Source organism: uncultured Citricoccus sp. (assembly GCF_937871995.1).
GTDB lineage: Bacteria > Actinomycetota > Actinomycetes > Actinomycetales > Micrococcaceae > Citricoccus.
In genome coordinates this window covers 69,260-85,760 of sequence record NZ_CALMQR010000055.1, presented here as the reverse complement: position 1 = coordinate 85,760, position 16,501 = coordinate 69,260, and the positions used below count along the sequence as shown (strand labels likewise).

The window sequence follows — 16,501 nt, the reverse complement described above, 5'->3', positions numbered from 1 at the left end:
CGATGGCCGTCCACCGGCGACCGGCGTCCCCCACCGATAGGGTGGACACGGCCCGTGACGGTCACCGCCCCGCAGCACCTTCCCGCGGGGACCCGCGAAGCGAAAGGCACTGCCGAGGATGACGACCACCGCAGACACCGCAGGCGTTGACGAGTTCAGCGGATACGCGCACCCGGACAAGCTCGTGTCCACCCAGTGGGTCGCCGATCACCTCCAGGACGAGAACGTCGTGGTCCTGGAGTCCAACGAGGACACGCTGCTCTACAGCACGGGACACATCCCCGGTGCCCTGAAGATCGACTGGCACACCGAGCTCAACGACCCGGTGACGCGCGACTTCATCGGCCCGGAGGAGTTCGCCCGCGTGGTCGGGTCCAAGGGGATCACCCGGGACACCACCGTGGTCTTCTACGGGGACAAGTCCAACTGGTGGGCGGCCTACGCCCTGTGGGTGTTCACCCTCTACGGCCACCCGGACACCCGCCTGATGAACGGCGGCCGGGACAAGTGGATCGCCGAGGGCCGCGAGACCACCCGGGACGTCCCGCAGGTCTCGCCGGCCGAGTACCCGGTCACCGAGCGCGACGACACCACCGAGCGGGCCTCGCGCGAGGACGTCCTGGGCCACTTCGGCAAGCCCCTGATCGACGTCCGCTCCCCGCTGGAGTACACCGGTGAGACCACCCACATGGAGGGCTACCCGCAGGAGGGGACCCTGCGCGGCGGGCACATCCCCACCGCGGCCTCCGTGCCGTGGGCGAGGGCCGCCAACGAGGACGGGACCTTCAAGTCCCGCGAGGAGCTGGAGCAGATCTACGCGCAGGACGCCGGCCTCGGCGAGTCCGACGACGTGGTGGCGTACTGCCGCATCGGCGAGCGGTCCTCGCACACCTGGTTCGTGCTGCGCCACCTGCTCGGCTACGAGAAGGTCCGCAACTACGACGGCTCGTGGACCGAGTGGGGCAACTCCGTACGCCTGCCCATCGCGGTCGGCGAGGACCGCGGCGAGCTGCCGCGATGACCACCACGGCGCTCCCCGAGACGCTCCGGGGGATCATCGAGGACTTCCAGTCGGTGCCGGACCCGGAGAAGCTGGAGCTGCTGCTCGAGTTCTCCGATGAGCTCCCCGCGCTGCCGGAGCGCTACGCCGGGCACGAGGACGAGATGGAACAGGTCATCGAGTGCCAGTCCCCCCTCTTCCTCGCCGTCGAGCTCCAGGACACGCAGGACCGGGAGGCGCAGTCCCCCGGTGCCGGCTCGGCGTCGCCGGACTCGATCGTCCGCCTGTTCATCTCCGCACCACCGGAGGCGCCGACCTCGCGCGGCTTCGCCTCGGTGCTCGCCCAGGGACTCGATGGCCTGACCGCCGCGACCGTCCTGGCCATCCCGGAGGACCTCTCCTCCCGGCTGGGCCTGCAGAAGGCCCTGACCCCGCTGCGGTTGCGCGGCATGTCCGCCATGCTGGGCCGGATCAAGCGCAACATCGCCGACCAGCTCGCCGGCCAGTCGGCGGGGTGAGCGGACGGCCGTCCCGGTCGGCGGCGACGCCGGCCCTGCGCGTCCTGGAGCGGGCCGGCGTCGACCACGAGGTGATGGGCTTCGAGTCCGCGGTGTCGCCGCGGTCAGGGTACGGAGCCGAGGCCGCCGCGGCGCTGGGGCTCGAGCCTGCGGAGGTGTTCAAGACCCTGATGGTCCAGCTCCCGGACGGCTCGCTCGCGGCCGCCGTCGTTCCCGTCTCCGGTTCCCTGGACCTGCGCGCCGTCGCCCTCGCGCTGGGGGTCAAGAAGGTGGCCCTGGCCGATCCGGCCCTCGCGGAGCGCCGCACCGGCTACGTGGTGGGCGGCATCTCCCCGGTGGGCCAGAGGAACCCGGTCCCGACCGTCGTCGACTCCTCCGCCCTCGACCTGCCCCGGATGCACGTCTCCGCCGGGCAGCGGGGCCTGGAGGTGAGGCTCGTGCCACGGGACCTGGTGGCGGTGACGTCAGCGGTGGTGGCGAGGATCGCGGCGCCGCGCTGAGGCCGCGCGCAGGACCGTCAATCCAGGGCGGAGGCACCGCCCGTGGTCGCCGTGAGCGCCTCGGCGATCGCGTTCTCGGTGGCCTGGAGCACCTCGGACACGGAATTCGTGGTGCCGGGGCTGCCCACCGGCGTGAGGGCGGCGGCCCGGATGTGTTCCTTGTCCGAGTCGGGGAACAGCCGGTGCAGCAGGCGCGTGCTGCGCATCAGGGAGATCAGCGGCCAGGTGACGTCGTCGGCGGGCTGTGTCCCGCGCAGGACGGACCGGAGGGTGTTCTTGAGCTCCTTCTCGAAGTGGTGGTCCTTCTCCACGTAGCGGGTGCGGTGGAACACCCAGAGCACGATGCTCTCGTCCTCCTCCAGGATCCCGCGCTTGACCAGCGAGGCGGCCACGGCGTCCCGCAGGGACTGGCGGGAGAAGCGGTTGATCCACTGCTCGGCATCACGGTGCCGGGTGAAGGCCCGGATGATGTCCCAGACCTGCTCGAGGGGCCACTCCAGGTCCGTGGTGTGCGCCCAGGCCGGAGGGTTGGGGTCGCCGGTGAAGACCTGTTCCGGCCGGTCGATGCTCTGCACGGTCGTCTGGGTGACCTTCAGGCGGCCGCGGCGGGCCAGGTCGGCCAGCGCGGCGCCGGCCAGTCCGAGGCCGACGGTCGGGCCGTCCAGCAGCAGCCGGCCCTTCTCGTCATCGAGGCACAGCAGCAGGAAGTACTCGGGGAGGTTCAGGGGACGCTCGGTGAGAGGTTCGTTGGTGTCCTTGATGGCCTCATTCATGCCCCCATTGTGCCGCACGGTCCGAGGCGCCACGCCCCCCTGCCTGGCGGTAGACCGCGGCCACCCGCTGCCCGACCGTGACGGCCGAGGCCGCGGCGAGCAGGACGAGAGCCCCGGTCAGGACCCAGGGCTCCAGGTCGAGGCCCGTCAGCCCCGCGAAGACCAGGGTGACCACGAGGCGCTCGGCGCGTTCGGCGATCCCCGTGTTCGCGTCGAACCCCAGCGACTCGGCCTTGGCCCGGACGTAGGAGACCAGCTGGCCGAGGATCAGGCACGCCGCCGCGGCGGTGCCGGCCGGCGCGAGGTCGCCCGGTCCGAAGAACCAGAGCATCAGGCCCAGGAACACCGCGGCGTCCTGCACGCGGTCCAGCGTCGAGTCGAGGAAGCTCCCCCAGGCCCCCGGGCTTCCGGCCAGCCGGGCCATCACGCCGTCCAGGACGTCCGAGAAGATGAACAGGGTGATCACGACCGTGCCCCAGAACAGCTCCCCGGCCGGGTACAGCACCAGGGCACCGAGGACCACGCCCAGGGTGCCGGCGATCGTGACGGCGTCCGCCGTGACCCCGCGGTCCAGCAGGAACCTCGCCAGCGGCGTGAGGATCCGCGTGAACAGCGTCCTGGCGTGGCGGTTCAGCATCAGGTACCGGACCCGCCGGCGGTCGCCGCCTGCCGCGCGTCGAAGGCGGCCTCGGCCTCCGCCCAGGCCTCGGCCACGACGGTCCGCACGGTGTCCAGGGTGATGGTGATGTTCTTAGTCTGGGCGATGATCGGCAGGAAATTCCCGTCACCGCCCCACCGGGGCACCACGTGCTGGTGCAGGTGCGCGGCGATGCCCGCGCCACCGGCCTTGCCCTGGTTCATGCCCAGGTTGAACCCGGTGGCACCCGAGGTCTCCCGCAGGGCGGTCATGGCGATCTGCGCCAGCCGGGCCAGCTCCGCCGTCTCCTCCACCGTCAGGTCGGTGTAGTCCGGCACGTGGCGGTAGGGACAGATCAGCAGGTGCCCGGCGTTGTACGGGTACAGGTTGCACAACACGTAGGCCGTGGTCCCGCGCGCGACGATGAGGGACTCCTCGTCCGACCGCGTCGGCGCCGCGCAGAACGGACACGTCGACTCGTCGCGGACCTGGTCCTGTCCCCCGCGGACGTAGGCCAGGCGGTGGGGGTTCCACAGTCGCTGGAAGCCGTCCGGCGTCCCGGCGAGCTGGAAGTCGTCGGTGCGCGGGCCGCCGTCGGGCCCGGCCTCCCGCTCCGGCACCGGCTCTCCCTGCTGCCCCGGCTGGGACGTCACTGGATCTCCCGGTTCCTCACGGCGCTCACGATGCGCTCGACGGCCTCGGCCACGGGCACGCCGTTGTCCTGGCTGCCGTCCCGGAAGCGGAAGGACACGGCCCCGGCCTCCGCGTCCTCGCCGCCGGCGATGAGCACGAAGGGCACCTTCTCCTTGGAGGCGGTGCGGATCTTCTTCGGGAACCGGTCCGAGCCGTCGTCGAGGTGGGCGCGGATGCCCTGGGCCCTGAGCGTGGCGACGACCTCCGCGAGGTAGTCGTTGAAGGCCTCGGCCACGGGGATGGCCACGACCTGCTCCGGGGCCAGCCACGCCGGGAAGGCACCGGCGTAGTGCTCGGTGAGCACGCCGAGGAAGCGCTCGATGGAGCCGAACAGCGCGCGGTGGATCATCACCGGGCGCTGGCGGGTACCGTCGGCGGCCTGGTACTCGAGGTCGAAACGCTCGGGCAGGTTGAAGTCGAGCTGGATCGTGGACATCTGCCAGGTGCGCCCGATCGCGTCCTTGGCCTGGACCGAGATCTTCGGGCCGTAGAAGGCGGCGCCACCCGGATCCGGAACGAGGTCCAGCCCGGAGGCGGTGGCGACCTCCTCGAGGGTGCGGGTGGCCTCCTCCCACGCCTCGTCGTCACCGACGAACTTCTCCGGGTCCTTGGTGGACAGTTCCAGGTAGAAGTCGTTCAGGCCGTAGTCCTTGAGCAGGTCCAGCACGAAGGTGAGCGTGGTGGCCAGCTCCTCCTTCATCTGCTCCCGGGTGCAGTAGATGTGGGCGTCGTCCTGGGTCATGCCGCGCACGCGGGTCAGGCCGTGCACCACTCCGGACTTCTCGTACCGGTAGACCGCGCCGAACTCGAACATCCGCAGGGGCAGCTCACGGTAGGACCGGCCGCGCGAGGCGAAGATCAGGTTGTGCATCGGGCAGTTCATCGGCTTGAGGTAGTAGTTCTGCCCCTGCTTGCTGATCTCGCCGGTGACCGGGTCACGCTGCTCGTCGATGTGCATGGGCGGGAACATGCCGTCCGCGTACCAGTCCAGGTGCCCGGAGACCTCGTAGAGGTGCTGCTTGGTGATGTGCGGGGTGTAGACGAACTCGTAACCGGCCTCCGTGTGCCGGCGGCGGGAGTAGTCCTCCATCTCCTTGCGGATGATGCCGCCGCGGGGGTGGAAGACGGGCAGACCGGAGCCGAGCTCGTCCGGGAACGAGAACAGGTCCATCTCGGCGCCCAGCTTGCGGTGGTCACGCCGCTCGGCCTCCGCGAGGCGCTCCTGGTAGGCCTTGAGGTCGTCCTTGGTGGGCCAGGCGGTGCCGTAGATCCGCTGCAGCTGCTTGTTCTTCTCGTTGCCGAGCCAGTAGGCCGCGGCAGAACGGGTCAGGGCGAAGGCATTGGAGATCAGCTTGGTGTTGGGCAGGTGCGGGCCACGGCAGAGGTCGCACCACACGGTCTCGCCGGACTTGCGGTCCACGTTGTCGTAGATGGTGATCTCGCCGGCGCCGACCTCGATGTTGGCCCCCTCGCCGACGGCGTCCGCTTGGTCCTGCTTGCCGAGCAGTTCCAGCTTGTAGGGTTCCGCGGCCATGGCCTCGCGGGCCTCGTCCTCGTTCACGACGCGGCGGGCGAAGGACTGGTTCGAGTTGATGATCTTCTGCATCAGCTTCTCGATGGCCTTGAGGTCCTCGGGGGTGAACGGGTCCTCGACGTCGAAGTCGAAGTAGAAGCCGTCCGTGATGTACGGCCCGATGCCCAGCTTGGCGCCCGGACGCAGCTGCTGCACGGCCTGGGCCATCACGTGGGCGGCGGAGTGGCGCAGGACGTTCAGGCCGTCCTGTTCGGAGATGTCGACGCCGACGACGTCGGCCCCGGCCGGGATCTGGCGGCTCAGGTCCTGCAGCTCACCGTTCACCCGCATCACGACGGTGGTCTTCTCGTCGGCGAACAGCTCCGTGCCGGTGGATCCCAGGGCCACCTCCCGCTGTTCGGCGTTGACGGTGATGGTTATCTGCTCGCTCTGCAGCGCCTCGGACACGGGCCATTCCTCCTTGGTTGGGGCTTCACAGCTGGTGGCATACGGGGGCCACCGCCAGCCACGGGCCATTCTAGGGCAGGGCCGCAGGTCGGGCGGCCAGTCCGCGGCACCCGCCTGATCGTCCGCGAGCGCCTGATCCCCTGTTCTCGCCTCATCCCCATCCGGGCCACCCGGGGCAATCACCTCGGAGTCCCCCTCCGGGAGTGGTCCCCTCAACAGTTGTCCTCGGCCAGTCCAGACGCATCATGGATCTCCTGGTGGCGGAGTGCCGTCCAGCATGCCAGGCCTCGACGTCAGGTTCGGATCCCGAGCAGATCCTCGGCAGCCGCCTCGGGGCGCCAGTAGGTGTTGCGGCGGGGGCGCTGGGAAGGATCCCGGTATGCGGCGGGAATTAACCAGGGAACGCCATGGCGCATCGAGATCGTCCATGCTCCCGCGTGCACCGCGTGATGATGGTGCGAGCACAACAGCACACCGTTGTCCACGGAGGTTGGCCCGCCGTGTTCCCAGTGCTCGACGTGGTGGGCCTCGCACCACGGCGCCGGAATGGTGCAGCCCGGCGCGGTACAGCCACCGTCCCGGGCCGTGATCGCACGGCGCAGCTTCCTGGTGAACAGTCTCCGGGACCGGCCCAGGTCGAGGACCTCACCCTCACCTCCCAGGACGACGGGGATCAGTTCAGCGTCACACGCCCAAGCGCGAATGGTGGTGGGGCTGATCTCGCCGACGTAGGCCGCCGAACTGAACCGGCTCCCACGCTCTCCCGATCCATCGTCCCTGAACGAGGCATTGGCGCTTTCCGGACTCATGCCACTCCGGGGCTCCGCTTCCAGACTGGAGTCGCAGCAGGGCTCCGGGCAGGCCTCTGGAGCGGACCCGCTCGATGATCGTCGAGCCGGGAGCTCCGACGGCGGCCGGAAGGTGTGGTCCAACAACGTCTGGTAGTCGATCGTCACGAGTACTTGTGGCCGGGCTCCCCCACCACCGTCGGGAGCGTCGGTTCCGGCGGTGAGGGCGAGGGCACCCGTCAGTGCGCTGATCATTCCGTCCAGTTCTTGTTGGCTCCGGGTCCGTTCGTCCAGGTCATCGGGGTCACTGACCGGAGTGTTCCAACCCGCGGGCTCGCCGGCCGCCGCGGCGGCGTACCGTGCGGCGCGCTCTGTCTCTGCCTGGGCCTCGAGCTCCCTTGCCGCCCGTAGCTGCTGCGCCCACAGGATGCCGGGGTCCGAGAACACGTCGGCCCCGTCCATGCCATCAGGATCACGGACGCCGCCGGTTACACGGTCACCATCGAGCGTTGCCTCCAGGTCGGCCTCGATGTCGACGTCGACGACCGTATCGACACCGCTGTTCGCACTGGAACTTTTGCCTGCACGAGAGGTGTTCGTGGGTCCCGTGGTGCAGGCCTGCCGAGCCGGACTCGCGGACTCCGCCGTTGGAATGGAGTCGCCGGCGGGAGTGGAAGCGGCGGTTGGTATGGAGTCAGTCGGGGTGGAAGCGGCACCGGCGGGGTTGGACGGCGCGGAACTCTGCGCTCGGGTGTTCGAGGCGGCTGAGACGAGGGTCTTGAGGACTTCGTGCTGGCCATCGGTGGCCACTAAGGACCAGCGATGCAAACCCGTCCGCCGGCCCCGGTAGAACAGCCCCTGCTCAGCCCGCCGCCGGCTCTCGGTGGGCTCGGCCCCGTCCGGGTTCACGAGCGCGTCGAAACGGATCCGCCAGTGCGCGCAGACCGTGCCCAGTGCGTCCGGGTCGAGGACTCGGGCAGAGCTCACCAGAGACCGTTCCCCCTCGACGAGCAGCTGGTCCACGTCCGCAGGGGCCACCTTCGCGTCCGTCGACTCCGCCCGGGCGCCAGCCAGGGTGGATGCGATCACGTCCACGGCGGCCGGGTCCAGGTCTGCTTCCGAGGCGGCTCGCGACAGGATCGGCAACCGGGGAGGCATTGCCTGAGTGCGATCGAGGGTCGGGGTGGACAGGACGTACCGGGATCGCTCGATCCGGGACCTGGCGTGCCGACGGGAGATGCGCAGGTGCTCCCTCAGGTAGTCCACGGCATCGCGATAGGCGGACTTGCCTTCGGGAATGCCGAGGATCTCCTTCCGGCTCGCGTGCTCGTCGAACAGCCTGTCCGTGTGACCGGCCAGCGCGGTCCGCGCCGAATCGACGACCCGGCCCAGCTCTTCCACGGACGTGTGGAGTTCGGGGAACGTTCCCCGGGGCGGCGGGACCTCGACCGGAGTCTGCGCCATGGCGTCCTCGAAGCTGATGTCCTCCACGACATCCGCATGCAGTCCCCACTCATCGGCCGGATGCAGTCGGTCGTTGGAGGGGAAGTGCGGTAAGCGCTCCACGAGCATCGGGTCGCCGATTCTGCCGGCCAGCTCGCCCACCAAGGCCCGGGCTGCATCGAGGAGATCGGGAAGACTCCAGTCCGACAATTCGTCCGGGATCCGCCCGCCCATGGTCTCCTCCTTCCCGTTCATCGTTACCGCTGATCCTTCACGGCCGTTGCTCCCCTTCACGGTCGCTGCTCCGAGGCCAGCCGATGATCCTTGTCCGGGCGGCAGCCTGGCTCCGGCCCGTATGGCGTCCTCTAGTACATACATTCGACTATGCATCGCGGACGCGGTAAGAGCCTGTCGGTCATGTGTGGATGAGCGGGGCTGACGCGTCGGGTGTGGAGTACGGACGGCCTGCTCCTGAGGCACCGCACCCGGCGCCTAGCCGCACGGTAGCGCCTTCCCTACGCTGGGTGGCCACTGGCGCAACCGCCCGGTAGACCGCGGTACCGAGCCCCACCTCCCCTTCCCACCCCGATTCCGGAGGACACCGTCATGTCCAGCACACGCCATCCACGGCCGCCCCGCGTCCGCGTGCAGAACTTCGCGGTCTCCCGCGAGGGCATCGCGGCCGGGTTCAACCAGACCCTGGAGCGCCCTTTCGGTGACCTTGACCCGGCTCCGCTCATGAGCTGGGCCGGGGCCACCGACAGCTGGCCCAACCGCACGGATCCGGGCGGCAGCCGCGGCCTGGACGACCACATCGTGCGCGACTTCACGCACAACATCGGCGCGGAGATCATGGGGCGCAACAAGTTCGGCCCGATCCGGGGCCCCTGGCCGGACGAGGAGTGGCGGGGCTGGTGGGGTGATGATCCGCCGTTCCGCACCCCGGTCTTCGTCCTGACCCACCATCCCCGGTCGTCGTTCTCGCTCAGCGACACGACGTTCCACTTCCTCGATGCGAGCCCTGAAGAGGCAGTGAAGGTCGCCCTGCAGGCGGCCGGGGGCCAGGACGTCCGGATCGGGGGTGGCGTCACCACCGTCCTGCAGTTCCTGGAGGCGGGCCTCATCGACGACCTGCACGTCGCCGTCGCGCCCGTCGAGTTCGGCGACGGACTGCGCCTGTGGTCCAGCCCCGTGGAGCTGGAGGACCGGTTCCACCACGAGAGCGTCCCGAGCCCCAGCGGCGTGGAACACTACTTCTTCTGGCGCTGACGGAGGACGGTTCACTCCTCCGGCGTCGGCAGCAGCTCCCAGGTCTCCGGGTGCGGGACCGGCACGGGCCGGTGGATGTCCAGCTCGCGCACCCCGGCGCCCTGGATGCCCCTCCCCCGGCGGTCACCGCCGGTCGCCGAGCTCTCCGGCGGGAGCCCGACGGCGCCGCGCACCCTGACCGGCCAGTCGCCGGTGTCGTGGTGGGGGATGTCCCGGGGCGCACCGGCGTCCGGAGCGGACCCGGCACCGGCCGCGACGAGCCGGCGCCGGGCCCCGGGACCCCAGGGGACCGGTTCCCGGGCGCCACCGGACCGGGCGGCGGACCGGTCCCGGCGCAGCCAGGCCCGCCATTGCTCGCGCGTGCTGTCCAGGTAGTCCGGGTCCGGCAGCGCCTCGGGCCGGTGCAGGTCCCAGGCGCGGATGGCCTGCAGGCTGATCGCCTTGGGCCCGGTCCGCCGGGTGGTGCCCTCGATCAGCAGCAACCGGGCCGAGAACAGCATCTCCCCGGTCTCGTGCTGGGCCTCCGTGAAGAACGAGGCGTCCACGCAGCCGGTCCCGTCGTCCACGGAGATGAAGACCACGCGCTTGCCGCTGCGCATCGGCGGGGTCTGGGTGGCCACGCGCACCCCGGCCACCAGCACGCGGGACTGCGAGCGCAGGCTCAGCAGGTCCTCCGCCGCCGTGACCCCGAGGGCGTCCAGGTAGGGCCGGTGCGAGTCCATCAGGTGCGCGGTGGTGTCCATGGCGGTCAGGTCGAGTTCGGTGCGCACCATCTGGTCGCGGCTCGGGGCGGGGAACATCGGCACGATCGCCTCCGTCTCGGTGTCCGGCAGGTCCAGGGACAATTGCCCGTCCACCTGGCGGGGTCCCGCCGTCCGCTTCCGCCCGGTGGGGGCCTCGCCGAGCATGCCCGCCGATCCCCCGGCGTGCTGCAGCTCCAGGTGGTGTACCAGGTCGGTGCGCGAGGCCCCGCCGGGGGGCAGCAGGCAGTCCAGCGCCCCCAGCTGGGCCAGTCGCTCGAGGTTGCGCCGGGTGGGCCGGGCGCGGTCGCGCACGTCGGCCAGCGAGGCGTACGGCTGTCCGGCCACGATCCGCCGGACCTCGCGCTCGCTCAGCCCGGACATTGAGGTGAGCGCCAGGCGGATGCCCCACCGGCTGCCGTCGGGATGCCGGGAATGCCCGGGACGTGCAGGACCACCGGGCAGTTCCGGGTGGGCCGGCACCCACTCCATCCGGAACCTCTCCGTGGAGGCGTTGATGTCCACCGGGAGCACGGGGATGCCCATGCGGCGGGCCTCGGCGATCATCAGCCGGCGCGGGTACATGCCCGGGTCGTGCTCGAAGATCCCGGCCAGGAACGCCTCGGGGTGGTGGGTCTTGAGCCAGGCCGAGTGGTAGGTGGGCACGGCGAAGGCCGCCCCGTGGGCCTTGCAGAACCCGAAGGAGCCGAAGGCGTGCAGGGTGCCCCAGACCTCGTCGATGACGTCCAGGGGATAGCCCTTCTCCAGCGCCGCGGCCCGGAAGTAGGCCTCCACGACCTCCTCCTGCGGTCCACCGATCTGTCGGCGGAACTCGTCGGCCTTCGCCAGTCCGCAGCCGGTCATGGTGTCCAGGGTCCGCAGCACCTGCTCGTGGAAGACGGTCACCCCGTGGGTCTCGGATAGCACCGGTTCCAGGTCCGGGTGCGGGTACCTCGCCGCCGCGAAGCCGTGGCGCTGCTCGAGGAACGGGCGCACCATGTCCGACTGCATGGGACCGGGGCGGAACAGGGAGATGTCGATGATCAGGTCGTTGAACTCGACCGGGGCCAGCTTCCCGATCAGCTCCCGCTGGCCCGGTGACTCGATCTGGAAGATCCCCAGGGTGTGGGTGGTGCGGATCATCCCGAACGTGGCCTCGTCGTCCAGCGGCACCCGTTCCAGGTCGACCCGCTCCCCCGTGGTCCGCTCGATCTCCTCCAGCGTGTAGGCGATCGTGGACTGCATGCGCACCCCGAGCACATCCAGCTTGAGCATGCCCATGGGGTCCATGTCGTGCTTGTCGAACTGGCTCATGGGCAGCTCGATGCCCGAGGGCTGCACCGGGGTCCGGTCCAGCAGTGTCCGGTCCCCCAGGATCACCCCGCACGGGTGCATGGCGATGTGCCGCGGCAACCGGTCCAACCGCTCGGTGAGGTCCACCAGCAGGTCCAGTTGCTGCTGTCCCGCGGCCCGCCCGGACTCGACCTGCTCGGCGAACCCGCGCAGCTCGGGCATCCGGCCCATCGCCTCGCGGAAGCTCGAGGCGGAGAACCGCCACAGTTGCTTGGCGATCGTGTCCACCTGTTCGGCGTCCATCCCGAGCGCCATGCCGGCGTCCCGGACCGCCCCGCGGGCCCGGTAGCCGTTCTGCATGCTCATCAGCGTGGTGCGCTCGTTCCCGAACCGGGTGAAGATCGCCGCGTAGACGTCGTGCCGGCGGGCAGACTCCACGTCCACGTCGATGTCCGGCAGGGTGGAGCGGTCATGGGACAGGAAGCGCTCGAAGATCAGCTCGTGCCGCATCGGGTCCACGTTCGAGATCCGTAACAAGTGGTTGACCAGCGAGGACGCCCCGGAGCCCCGGGCCGAGACCCGGACCCCCAGGTCCTCGATCATCCGGACCACCTCGGCCACGGTGAGGAAGTAACTGGCGAAGCCGAGCCGGGTGATGATCCCCAGTTCGTGTTCCAGCCGGTCCTCCAGGTCCCGGCCGGCCCGCGACGACGAGAACCGGCTGCCGCTGTACAGCTGCGGGAAGCGGGCGTGGGCCCCGGTCAGGGTGCGCTGGCGCAGGGCGGTGACCGGGTCGCCGTCGATCCCGATCACCGAGGCCTCCGGTACCGTGGGCCGCCCCCAGCCCAGGTCCGGTCCGGGGTCCATCCGGCAGGCGTCGGCCAGGGCATGGGTGGCCTCCAGCAACGCGCCGGCGCCCTCTGCCCCGGCGGCGCGGCAGACCTCGCGGGCCACCTGGTGCATGGATCCGGCCGGCTTCAGCCAGCCCTGCCCGTTGGGCTGGAGGTCGGCCAGGGCCTCCAGGGAGCTCAGTGCCCGGGCGGCATCGAGGACGTCGGCGGTGGCGGCACCGTCCGGGGTGGCGTACCGTACCGCGTTGGTCAGCACCGCCGGGACCCGGGCGTCCCGGGCCGCGCGGAGCATCTTCACGGCGTGCGCGGCCGAGAGCTTCTCCCCGGGCGGGGACAGGTGGCAGACCACCTCCACCCGCAGCGACCCGGCCGGCAGGGCGGCCTTCCAGCGGCGCAGCAGCGCCCGGCCGGCGGTGTACCTGCGCGCGGCCATCAGCTGCCCGACGTCGGATCCCGGTCCCAGCAGCACGAACAGTTCCGGTGGGGCGCCGTGGTGGGGGCCGGCGGCCCAGCCGGCCAGCTCGTCCATCGTCACGTACGGCGTGCCCCCGGCGGACCCGCCCGTGGTGTGGGCGTGGGCCGCCGAGACCAGCCGGACCAGGGCACGGTAGCCGCTGCCCCCGGTCCCCCCACGGGCCAGCACGACCACCCGGCCGGCGCTGTCCAGCACCCCCGTGCCGGTGTGGTCGGATCCCCGGTGCACCGCCAGGTCCACGCCGATGACCGGGTCCAGGCCGTGTTCCCGGCAGGCCCCGACGTGCTTGGCGGTGCCGTACAGGCCGTCCCGGTCGGTGCAGGCCAGGAGATCGGCGCCGTCCGCGGCGGCCGCCGCGGCCAGCTCACCGGGCCAGGACACCCCGTAATGGGCGCTGAAGGCGCTGGCTACGTGCAGATGGGGGAACCCGGGGGTACCGCCCATCAGGCGCTCTCCCTCAGGCGCACGGCGGCGCCGTCATGGATGCGGACCAGCCGCCACCGGCCCGAGTCCAGGTGGTGGGAGATGTCCAGGGTGAGCAGCGGTGAGTTGCGGGCCCGTTCCAGGCGCACCTGCACCCGCCAGACCTCGTGGTCCACCAGCCCCGCGCCGCGGCCTCGCTCGGCCCGGTGTTCCTCGGTCCACCAGCGCCGTCGTTCGTACCAGCGCACCGGTTCGGCGGCCAGTACGTAGTCGCGGCCGTTCCACCCCAGGTGCAGCGGCACCCCCGCGGTCGTGCAGGCGACCGTGACCGATTGCGTGAAGATTCCCATGGGACCTGATACCCGTCCTTCTCGTCGTGCCTTCTCAGTGCCGTCGGTGCCGGGGTCCACGGTGGCTCCGGTCCGGCCGTCTGGGAAGGAACGGCGAACCGGAACCGGGGATGACCCGGCCTGGCGGTGGGAGGTAGCGGTCCGAGGGGAAGGTCCGGCCGTACTCCCACCATGGTATTAGAACGCATGTTCGAACACCACACGTCAGGCTAGGGAGGACGCCGGACACGATAAGCGCGCAGGTCACGGGCGCGCGCGGCGCCCCTCAGGCCCGGAACAGGCGCGGAGCAGGCACGGCGGGACTAGGGGGCAGGCCTCGGCGACGGAACGAGGAGGACAACGGGCTCACCACCGCCGCAGGATCACCGCGGCGGCGGGATCACCAGGACGGCGGGGTCACCAGGACGGCAGCGCCGGAAGCGGGCCGTCGGCCTCGACGTTCTCACCGTCACCACGGGCCAGCCAGGCCAGCAGGCCCTCGCGGTCGGACTCGACCCTCAGGGCACCGTCGCCCACGACCCACTCGTCGCGCTCCTCGGTCACCAGGGTCATGCCGGGGGCGCCCTTCGCGCGCATGGTCCGCACCGCGGCCTCGACGGCGTTGAGCAGGGAGTCCGGGTCGGCCTCCTCGATGGTCCACGCCGTGTCCAGGTCGTGGTGGTGCACGACGACCTCGGAGATGCGCAGCGCGACGATCGAGGTCACCGGGATCTCCTTGCCGTGCAGGTCCACGGACTCGACGGCCAGTTCGCCACTGAGCCGCTCGGACTGCTCCGCGAAGAACGCGGACGACTCGCGAAGGCGGCGGAGCAGCTCCTCGCGGGGCAGGGCGGCCAGCTCGTCGATCTCCCGGTCCCGCGCCTCACGGGAGGGGTAGAGCTGCTGCTCCTCACCGGTGGTGGCCCAGTCGATGAGCCGCACGAGTGCCCGGCCGTTGGAGGCGAGGTGGGCCAGCACGTGGGCCCTGGTCCATCCCTCGCACAGCGACGGGGCACGCAGCTCCTCCTCGGACAGGGAGGCGGCGGTGGCCTCGAACATGGCGGTCTCCCGGCCGAGGCGGGACAGGTCGGAGTGCAGGCGCGCTGGATTGATCATGAAGGCCACCCTATCCACGCGCCGGGGGGCGTTCCACCGTCCGGACGGGTCCATCCAGACGGGTCCGGACGGCATCAGGAGGTTGCGGATCTCAACGGCCCGCCGGTGCCGCACCCCCCGGCGGAGGACTGGGTAAACCCCTCATATGATGCAGGTCACTCCTCTGGGACTCTGGAACGCAGCCCGGGGACCGGCAGCCGGCCGGCCCACCACGAACCGATCCGAGAGGACCGACAGCCCATGTCACACCCTCCCACCCCCGTCGCCCACGATCCGCGCCAGGAGGCACGCACGGCCAACTGGGTCGCGGCGATCGTCTGCTGCGCCCTCGTCTTCGACGGCTTCGACCTGACCATCTACGGCACCGTGCTGTCCACCCTGCTCGATGACCCGAGCCAGATCGGCCAGCTGGACGGCGCCGCGGCCGGCGCCCTGGGCTCCTACGCCCTGATCGGGGTCCTCGTCGGCTCCCTCACCTGCGGATTCCTGGGCGACCACTTCGGCCGCCGCCGGCTCATCCTCGGCGGCATCGCCTGGTTCTCCATCGGGATGTTCATCACCGCGCTGACCACCTCGGTGGCGGCGTTCGGCGTGATGCGCCTGCTCACCGGACTGGGGCTCGGGGTGATCCTGGCCACGGCCGGGGCCACGATCGCCGAGTTCGCCCCGGCGGGCAAGCGCAACTTCTACAACGCCCTCGTGTACTCCGGGATCCCCGCCGGCGGCGTCCTGGCCGCGCTGCTGGGCATCGTCCTGCTCGAACCGCTGGGCTGGCGCGGACTGTTCATGATCGGCGCCACGCCGATCCTGTTCCTGCTGCCGCTGGCCTGGTTCAAGCTCCCCGAGTCACCCCGCTGGCTGCACGCCCGCGGCCGCATCGAGGAGGCCCGTGCCGCCTCCGCGCGGACCGGGGTGCCCCTCCTGGAGGAGATCGTGGTCCAGCAGGCCGGCGCGGCGCCGGCCAAGCGGGGATTCGCAGCGGCCTTCTCCCGTCAGTTCTTCCTGCCGACCGTCCTGCTGGGCTTCATGTCCTTCTCCGGCCTGTTGCTCACCTACGGCCTGAACACGTGGCTGCCGCGCATCATGGAGGGTTACGGCTTCGACAAGGGTTACTCCCTGTCCTTCCTGCTGATCCTCAACAGCGGGGCCGTGCTGGGCGGGATCGTCGCCTCGCTGGCCGCCGACCGGCTCGGTGCGCAACGGATCGTGGCCACCACCTTCGTCCTGGCCGGGATCACCCTGGCGCTGATGACCTTCCAGTTCCCGGCGCCGGTCCTGTTCCTCTACATCGCCGTGGCCGGGGTCGGCACCCTGGGCACCCAGGTGCTGATCTACGGGTTCAGCTCGAACTACTACACGACCAATGCCCGCGCCGCCGGGGTCTCCTGGGTCGCCGGCTTCGGGCGCATCGGTGGCGTGCTCGGGCCCCTCATCGGGGGCTGGCTCACCGCGGCCGGCGTGGGCGGCAGCACCGCCTTCTACATCTTCGGCGGCGTGGCCCTCTTCGGGGCTCTGGTCACCCTGGCCGTTCCGCGGCAGTCGCGGCTGGAACGGGCCACGGACACCGCGGCCACGGCGGACGTCCCCGGCGTCGCCGGCGCCACCGGGCACCATGGCGCCGAGGCCGGCGAGCCGGCGAGCGCGGTCCCGGCGTCGCGAGCCTGAACGCCTC

At 70.9% G+C, this 16,501-nt stretch carries 13 protein-coding genes; 5 read left to right on the top strand and 8 right to left on the bottom strand.

Annotated elements, in window-relative coordinates; translation table 11 throughout:
• Positions 1-118 precede the first annotated feature (118 nt).
• From Q0283_RS05870 to ybaK, 3 genes are read left to right on the top strand one after another with little or no spacing between them, the layout of a single operon-like run.
• A complete protein-coding gene (locus Q0283_RS05870; RefSeq protein WP_183525625.1) occupies positions 119-1,021 on the top strand; it encodes a sulfurtransferase in 903 nt (300 codons plus the stop codon).
• Positions 1,018-1,518, top strand: a complete 501-nt coding sequence (locus Q0283_RS05865) for a SufE family protein (RefSeq protein ID WP_298043647.1) — start codon at positions 1,018-1,020, stop codon at positions 1,516-1,518. The genes Q0283_RS05870 and Q0283_RS05865 overlap by 4 nt, the downstream gene beginning before the upstream one ends.
• Complete coding sequence (gene ybaK, locus Q0283_RS05860; RefSeq protein WP_298043645.1) at positions 1,515-2,018, top strand: Cys-tRNA(Pro) deacylase; 504 nt, start codon at positions 1,515-1,517, stop codon at positions 2,016-2,018. The genes Q0283_RS05865 and ybaK overlap by 4 nt, the downstream gene beginning before the upstream one ends.
• A gap of 17 nt (positions 2,019-2,035) precedes the next feature.
• Here ybaK and Q0283_RS05855 read toward each other — a convergent pair whose 3' ends face one another.
• The 5 genes from Q0283_RS05855 to Q0283_RS05835 all read right to left on the bottom strand — a co-directional run bounded on the left by Q0283_RS05855 (position 2,036) and on the right by Q0283_RS05835 (position 8,567).
• On the bottom strand, positions 2,036-2,791 hold the full coding sequence (locus Q0283_RS05855; protein ID WP_183525615.1) for a GPP34 family phosphoprotein: 756 nt from the start codon (positions 2,789-2,791) through the stop codon (positions 2,036-2,038).
• On the bottom strand, positions 2,784-3,428 hold the full coding sequence (gene pgsA / locus Q0283_RS05850) for a phosphatidylinositol phosphate synthase (RefSeq protein ID WP_298043642.1): 645 nt from the start codon (positions 3,426-3,428) through the stop codon (positions 2,784-2,786). The genes Q0283_RS05855 and pgsA overlap by 8 nt, the downstream gene beginning before the upstream one ends.
• Positions 3,428-4,048 (bottom strand): HIT domain-containing protein, encoded by a 621-nt coding sequence (locus Q0283_RS05845; RefSeq protein WP_183528332.1) that lies wholly within the window; start codon positions 4,046-4,048, stop codon positions 3,428-3,430. Before Q0283_RS05845 ends, pgsA begins: the two co-directional genes overlap by 1 nt.
• A gap of 29 nt (positions 4,049-4,077) precedes the next feature.
• On the bottom strand, positions 4,078-6,102 hold the full coding sequence (gene thrS / locus Q0283_RS05840; RefSeq protein ID WP_298043640.1) for a threonine--tRNA ligase: 2,025 nt from the start codon (positions 6,100-6,102) through the stop codon (positions 4,078-4,080).
• 293 nt (positions 6,103-6,395) lie between these two features.
• On the bottom strand, positions 6,396-8,567 hold the full coding sequence (locus Q0283_RS05835; protein ID WP_298043638.1) for an HNH endonuclease signature motif containing protein: 2,172 nt from the start codon (positions 8,565-8,567) through the stop codon (positions 6,396-6,398).
• 372 nt (positions 8,568-8,939) lie between these two features.
• Between Q0283_RS05835 and Q0283_RS05830 the strand changes: the two genes are divergently transcribed.
• Positions 8,940-9,602, top strand: a complete 663-nt coding sequence (locus Q0283_RS05830; RefSeq protein ID WP_298043636.1) for a dihydrofolate reductase family protein — start codon at positions 8,940-8,942, stop codon at positions 9,600-9,602.
• A gap of 11 nt (positions 9,603-9,613) precedes the next feature.
• Here Q0283_RS05830 and dnaE read toward each other — a convergent pair whose 3' ends face one another.
• The 3 genes from dnaE to Q0283_RS05815 form a co-directional block, all read right to left on the bottom strand.
• Positions 9,614-13,405 carry a DNA polymerase III subunit alpha gene (dnaE, locus tag Q0283_RS05825; protein ID WP_183525604.1) on the bottom strand — a complete coding sequence of 1,264 codons (3,792 nt, stop codon included), beginning with the start codon at positions 13,403-13,405 and terminating at the stop codon, positions 9,614-9,616.
• On the bottom strand, positions 13,405-13,734 hold the full coding sequence (locus tag Q0283_RS05820; protein WP_010142480.1) for a DUF6504 family protein: 330 nt from the start codon (positions 13,732-13,734) through the stop codon (positions 13,405-13,407). Before Q0283_RS05820 ends, dnaE begins: the two co-directional genes overlap by 1 nt.
• Before the next feature lie 396 nt (positions 13,735-14,130).
• Positions 14,131-14,829, bottom strand: a complete 699-nt coding sequence (locus Q0283_RS05815; RefSeq protein ID WP_298043632.1) for a maleylpyruvate isomerase family mycothiol-dependent enzyme — start codon at positions 14,827-14,829, stop codon at positions 14,131-14,133.
• A 240-nt stretch (positions 14,830-15,069) separates the two neighbouring features.
• Between Q0283_RS05815 and Q0283_RS05810 the strand changes: the two genes are divergently transcribed.
• A complete protein-coding gene (locus Q0283_RS05810; protein ID WP_298043630.1) occupies positions 15,070-16,494 on the top strand; it encodes an aromatic acid/H+ symport family MFS transporter in 1,425 nt (474 codons plus the stop codon).
• Positions 16,495-16,501: the final 7 nt, after the last annotated feature.

Coding starts and splice junctions, on each gene's coding strand:
- Q0283_RS05830 (WP_298043636.1), top strand. CDS start 8,940: ATGTCCAGCACACGCCATCCACGGCCGCCCCGCGTCCGCGTGCAGAAC.
- Q0283_RS05855 (WP_183525615.1), bottom strand. CDS start 2,791: ATGAATGAGGCCATCAAGGACACCAACGAACCTCTCACCGAGCGTCCC.
- Q0283_RS05835 (WP_298043638.1), bottom strand. CDS start 8,567: ATGGGCGGGCGGATCCCGGACGAATTGTCGGACTGGAGTCTTCCCGAT.
- Q0283_RS05810 (WP_298043630.1), top strand. CDS start 15,070: ATGTCACACCCTCCCACCCCCGTCGCCCACGATCCGCGCCAGGAGGCA.
- Q0283_RS05815 (WP_298043632.1), bottom strand. CDS start 14,829: ATGATCAATCCAGCGCGCCTGCACTCCGACCTGTCCCGCCTCGGCCGG.
- Q0283_RS05820 (WP_010142480.1), bottom strand. CDS start 13,734: ATGGGAATCTTCACGCAATCGGTCACGGTCGCCTGCACGACCGCGGGG.
- pgsA (WP_298043642.1), bottom strand. CDS start 3,428: ATGCTGAACCGCCACGCCAGGACGCTGTTCACGCGGATCCTCACGCCG.
- Q0283_RS05870 (WP_183525625.1), top strand. CDS start 119: ATGACGACCACCGCAGACACCGCAGGCGTTGACGAGTTCAGCGGATAC.
- Q0283_RS05865 (WP_298043647.1), top strand. CDS start 1,018: ATGACCACCACGGCGCTCCCCGAGACGCTCCGGGGGATCATCGAGGAC.
- dnaE (WP_183525604.1), bottom strand. CDS start 13,405: ATGGGCGGTACCCCCGGGTTCCCCCATCTGCACGTAGCCAGCGCCTTC.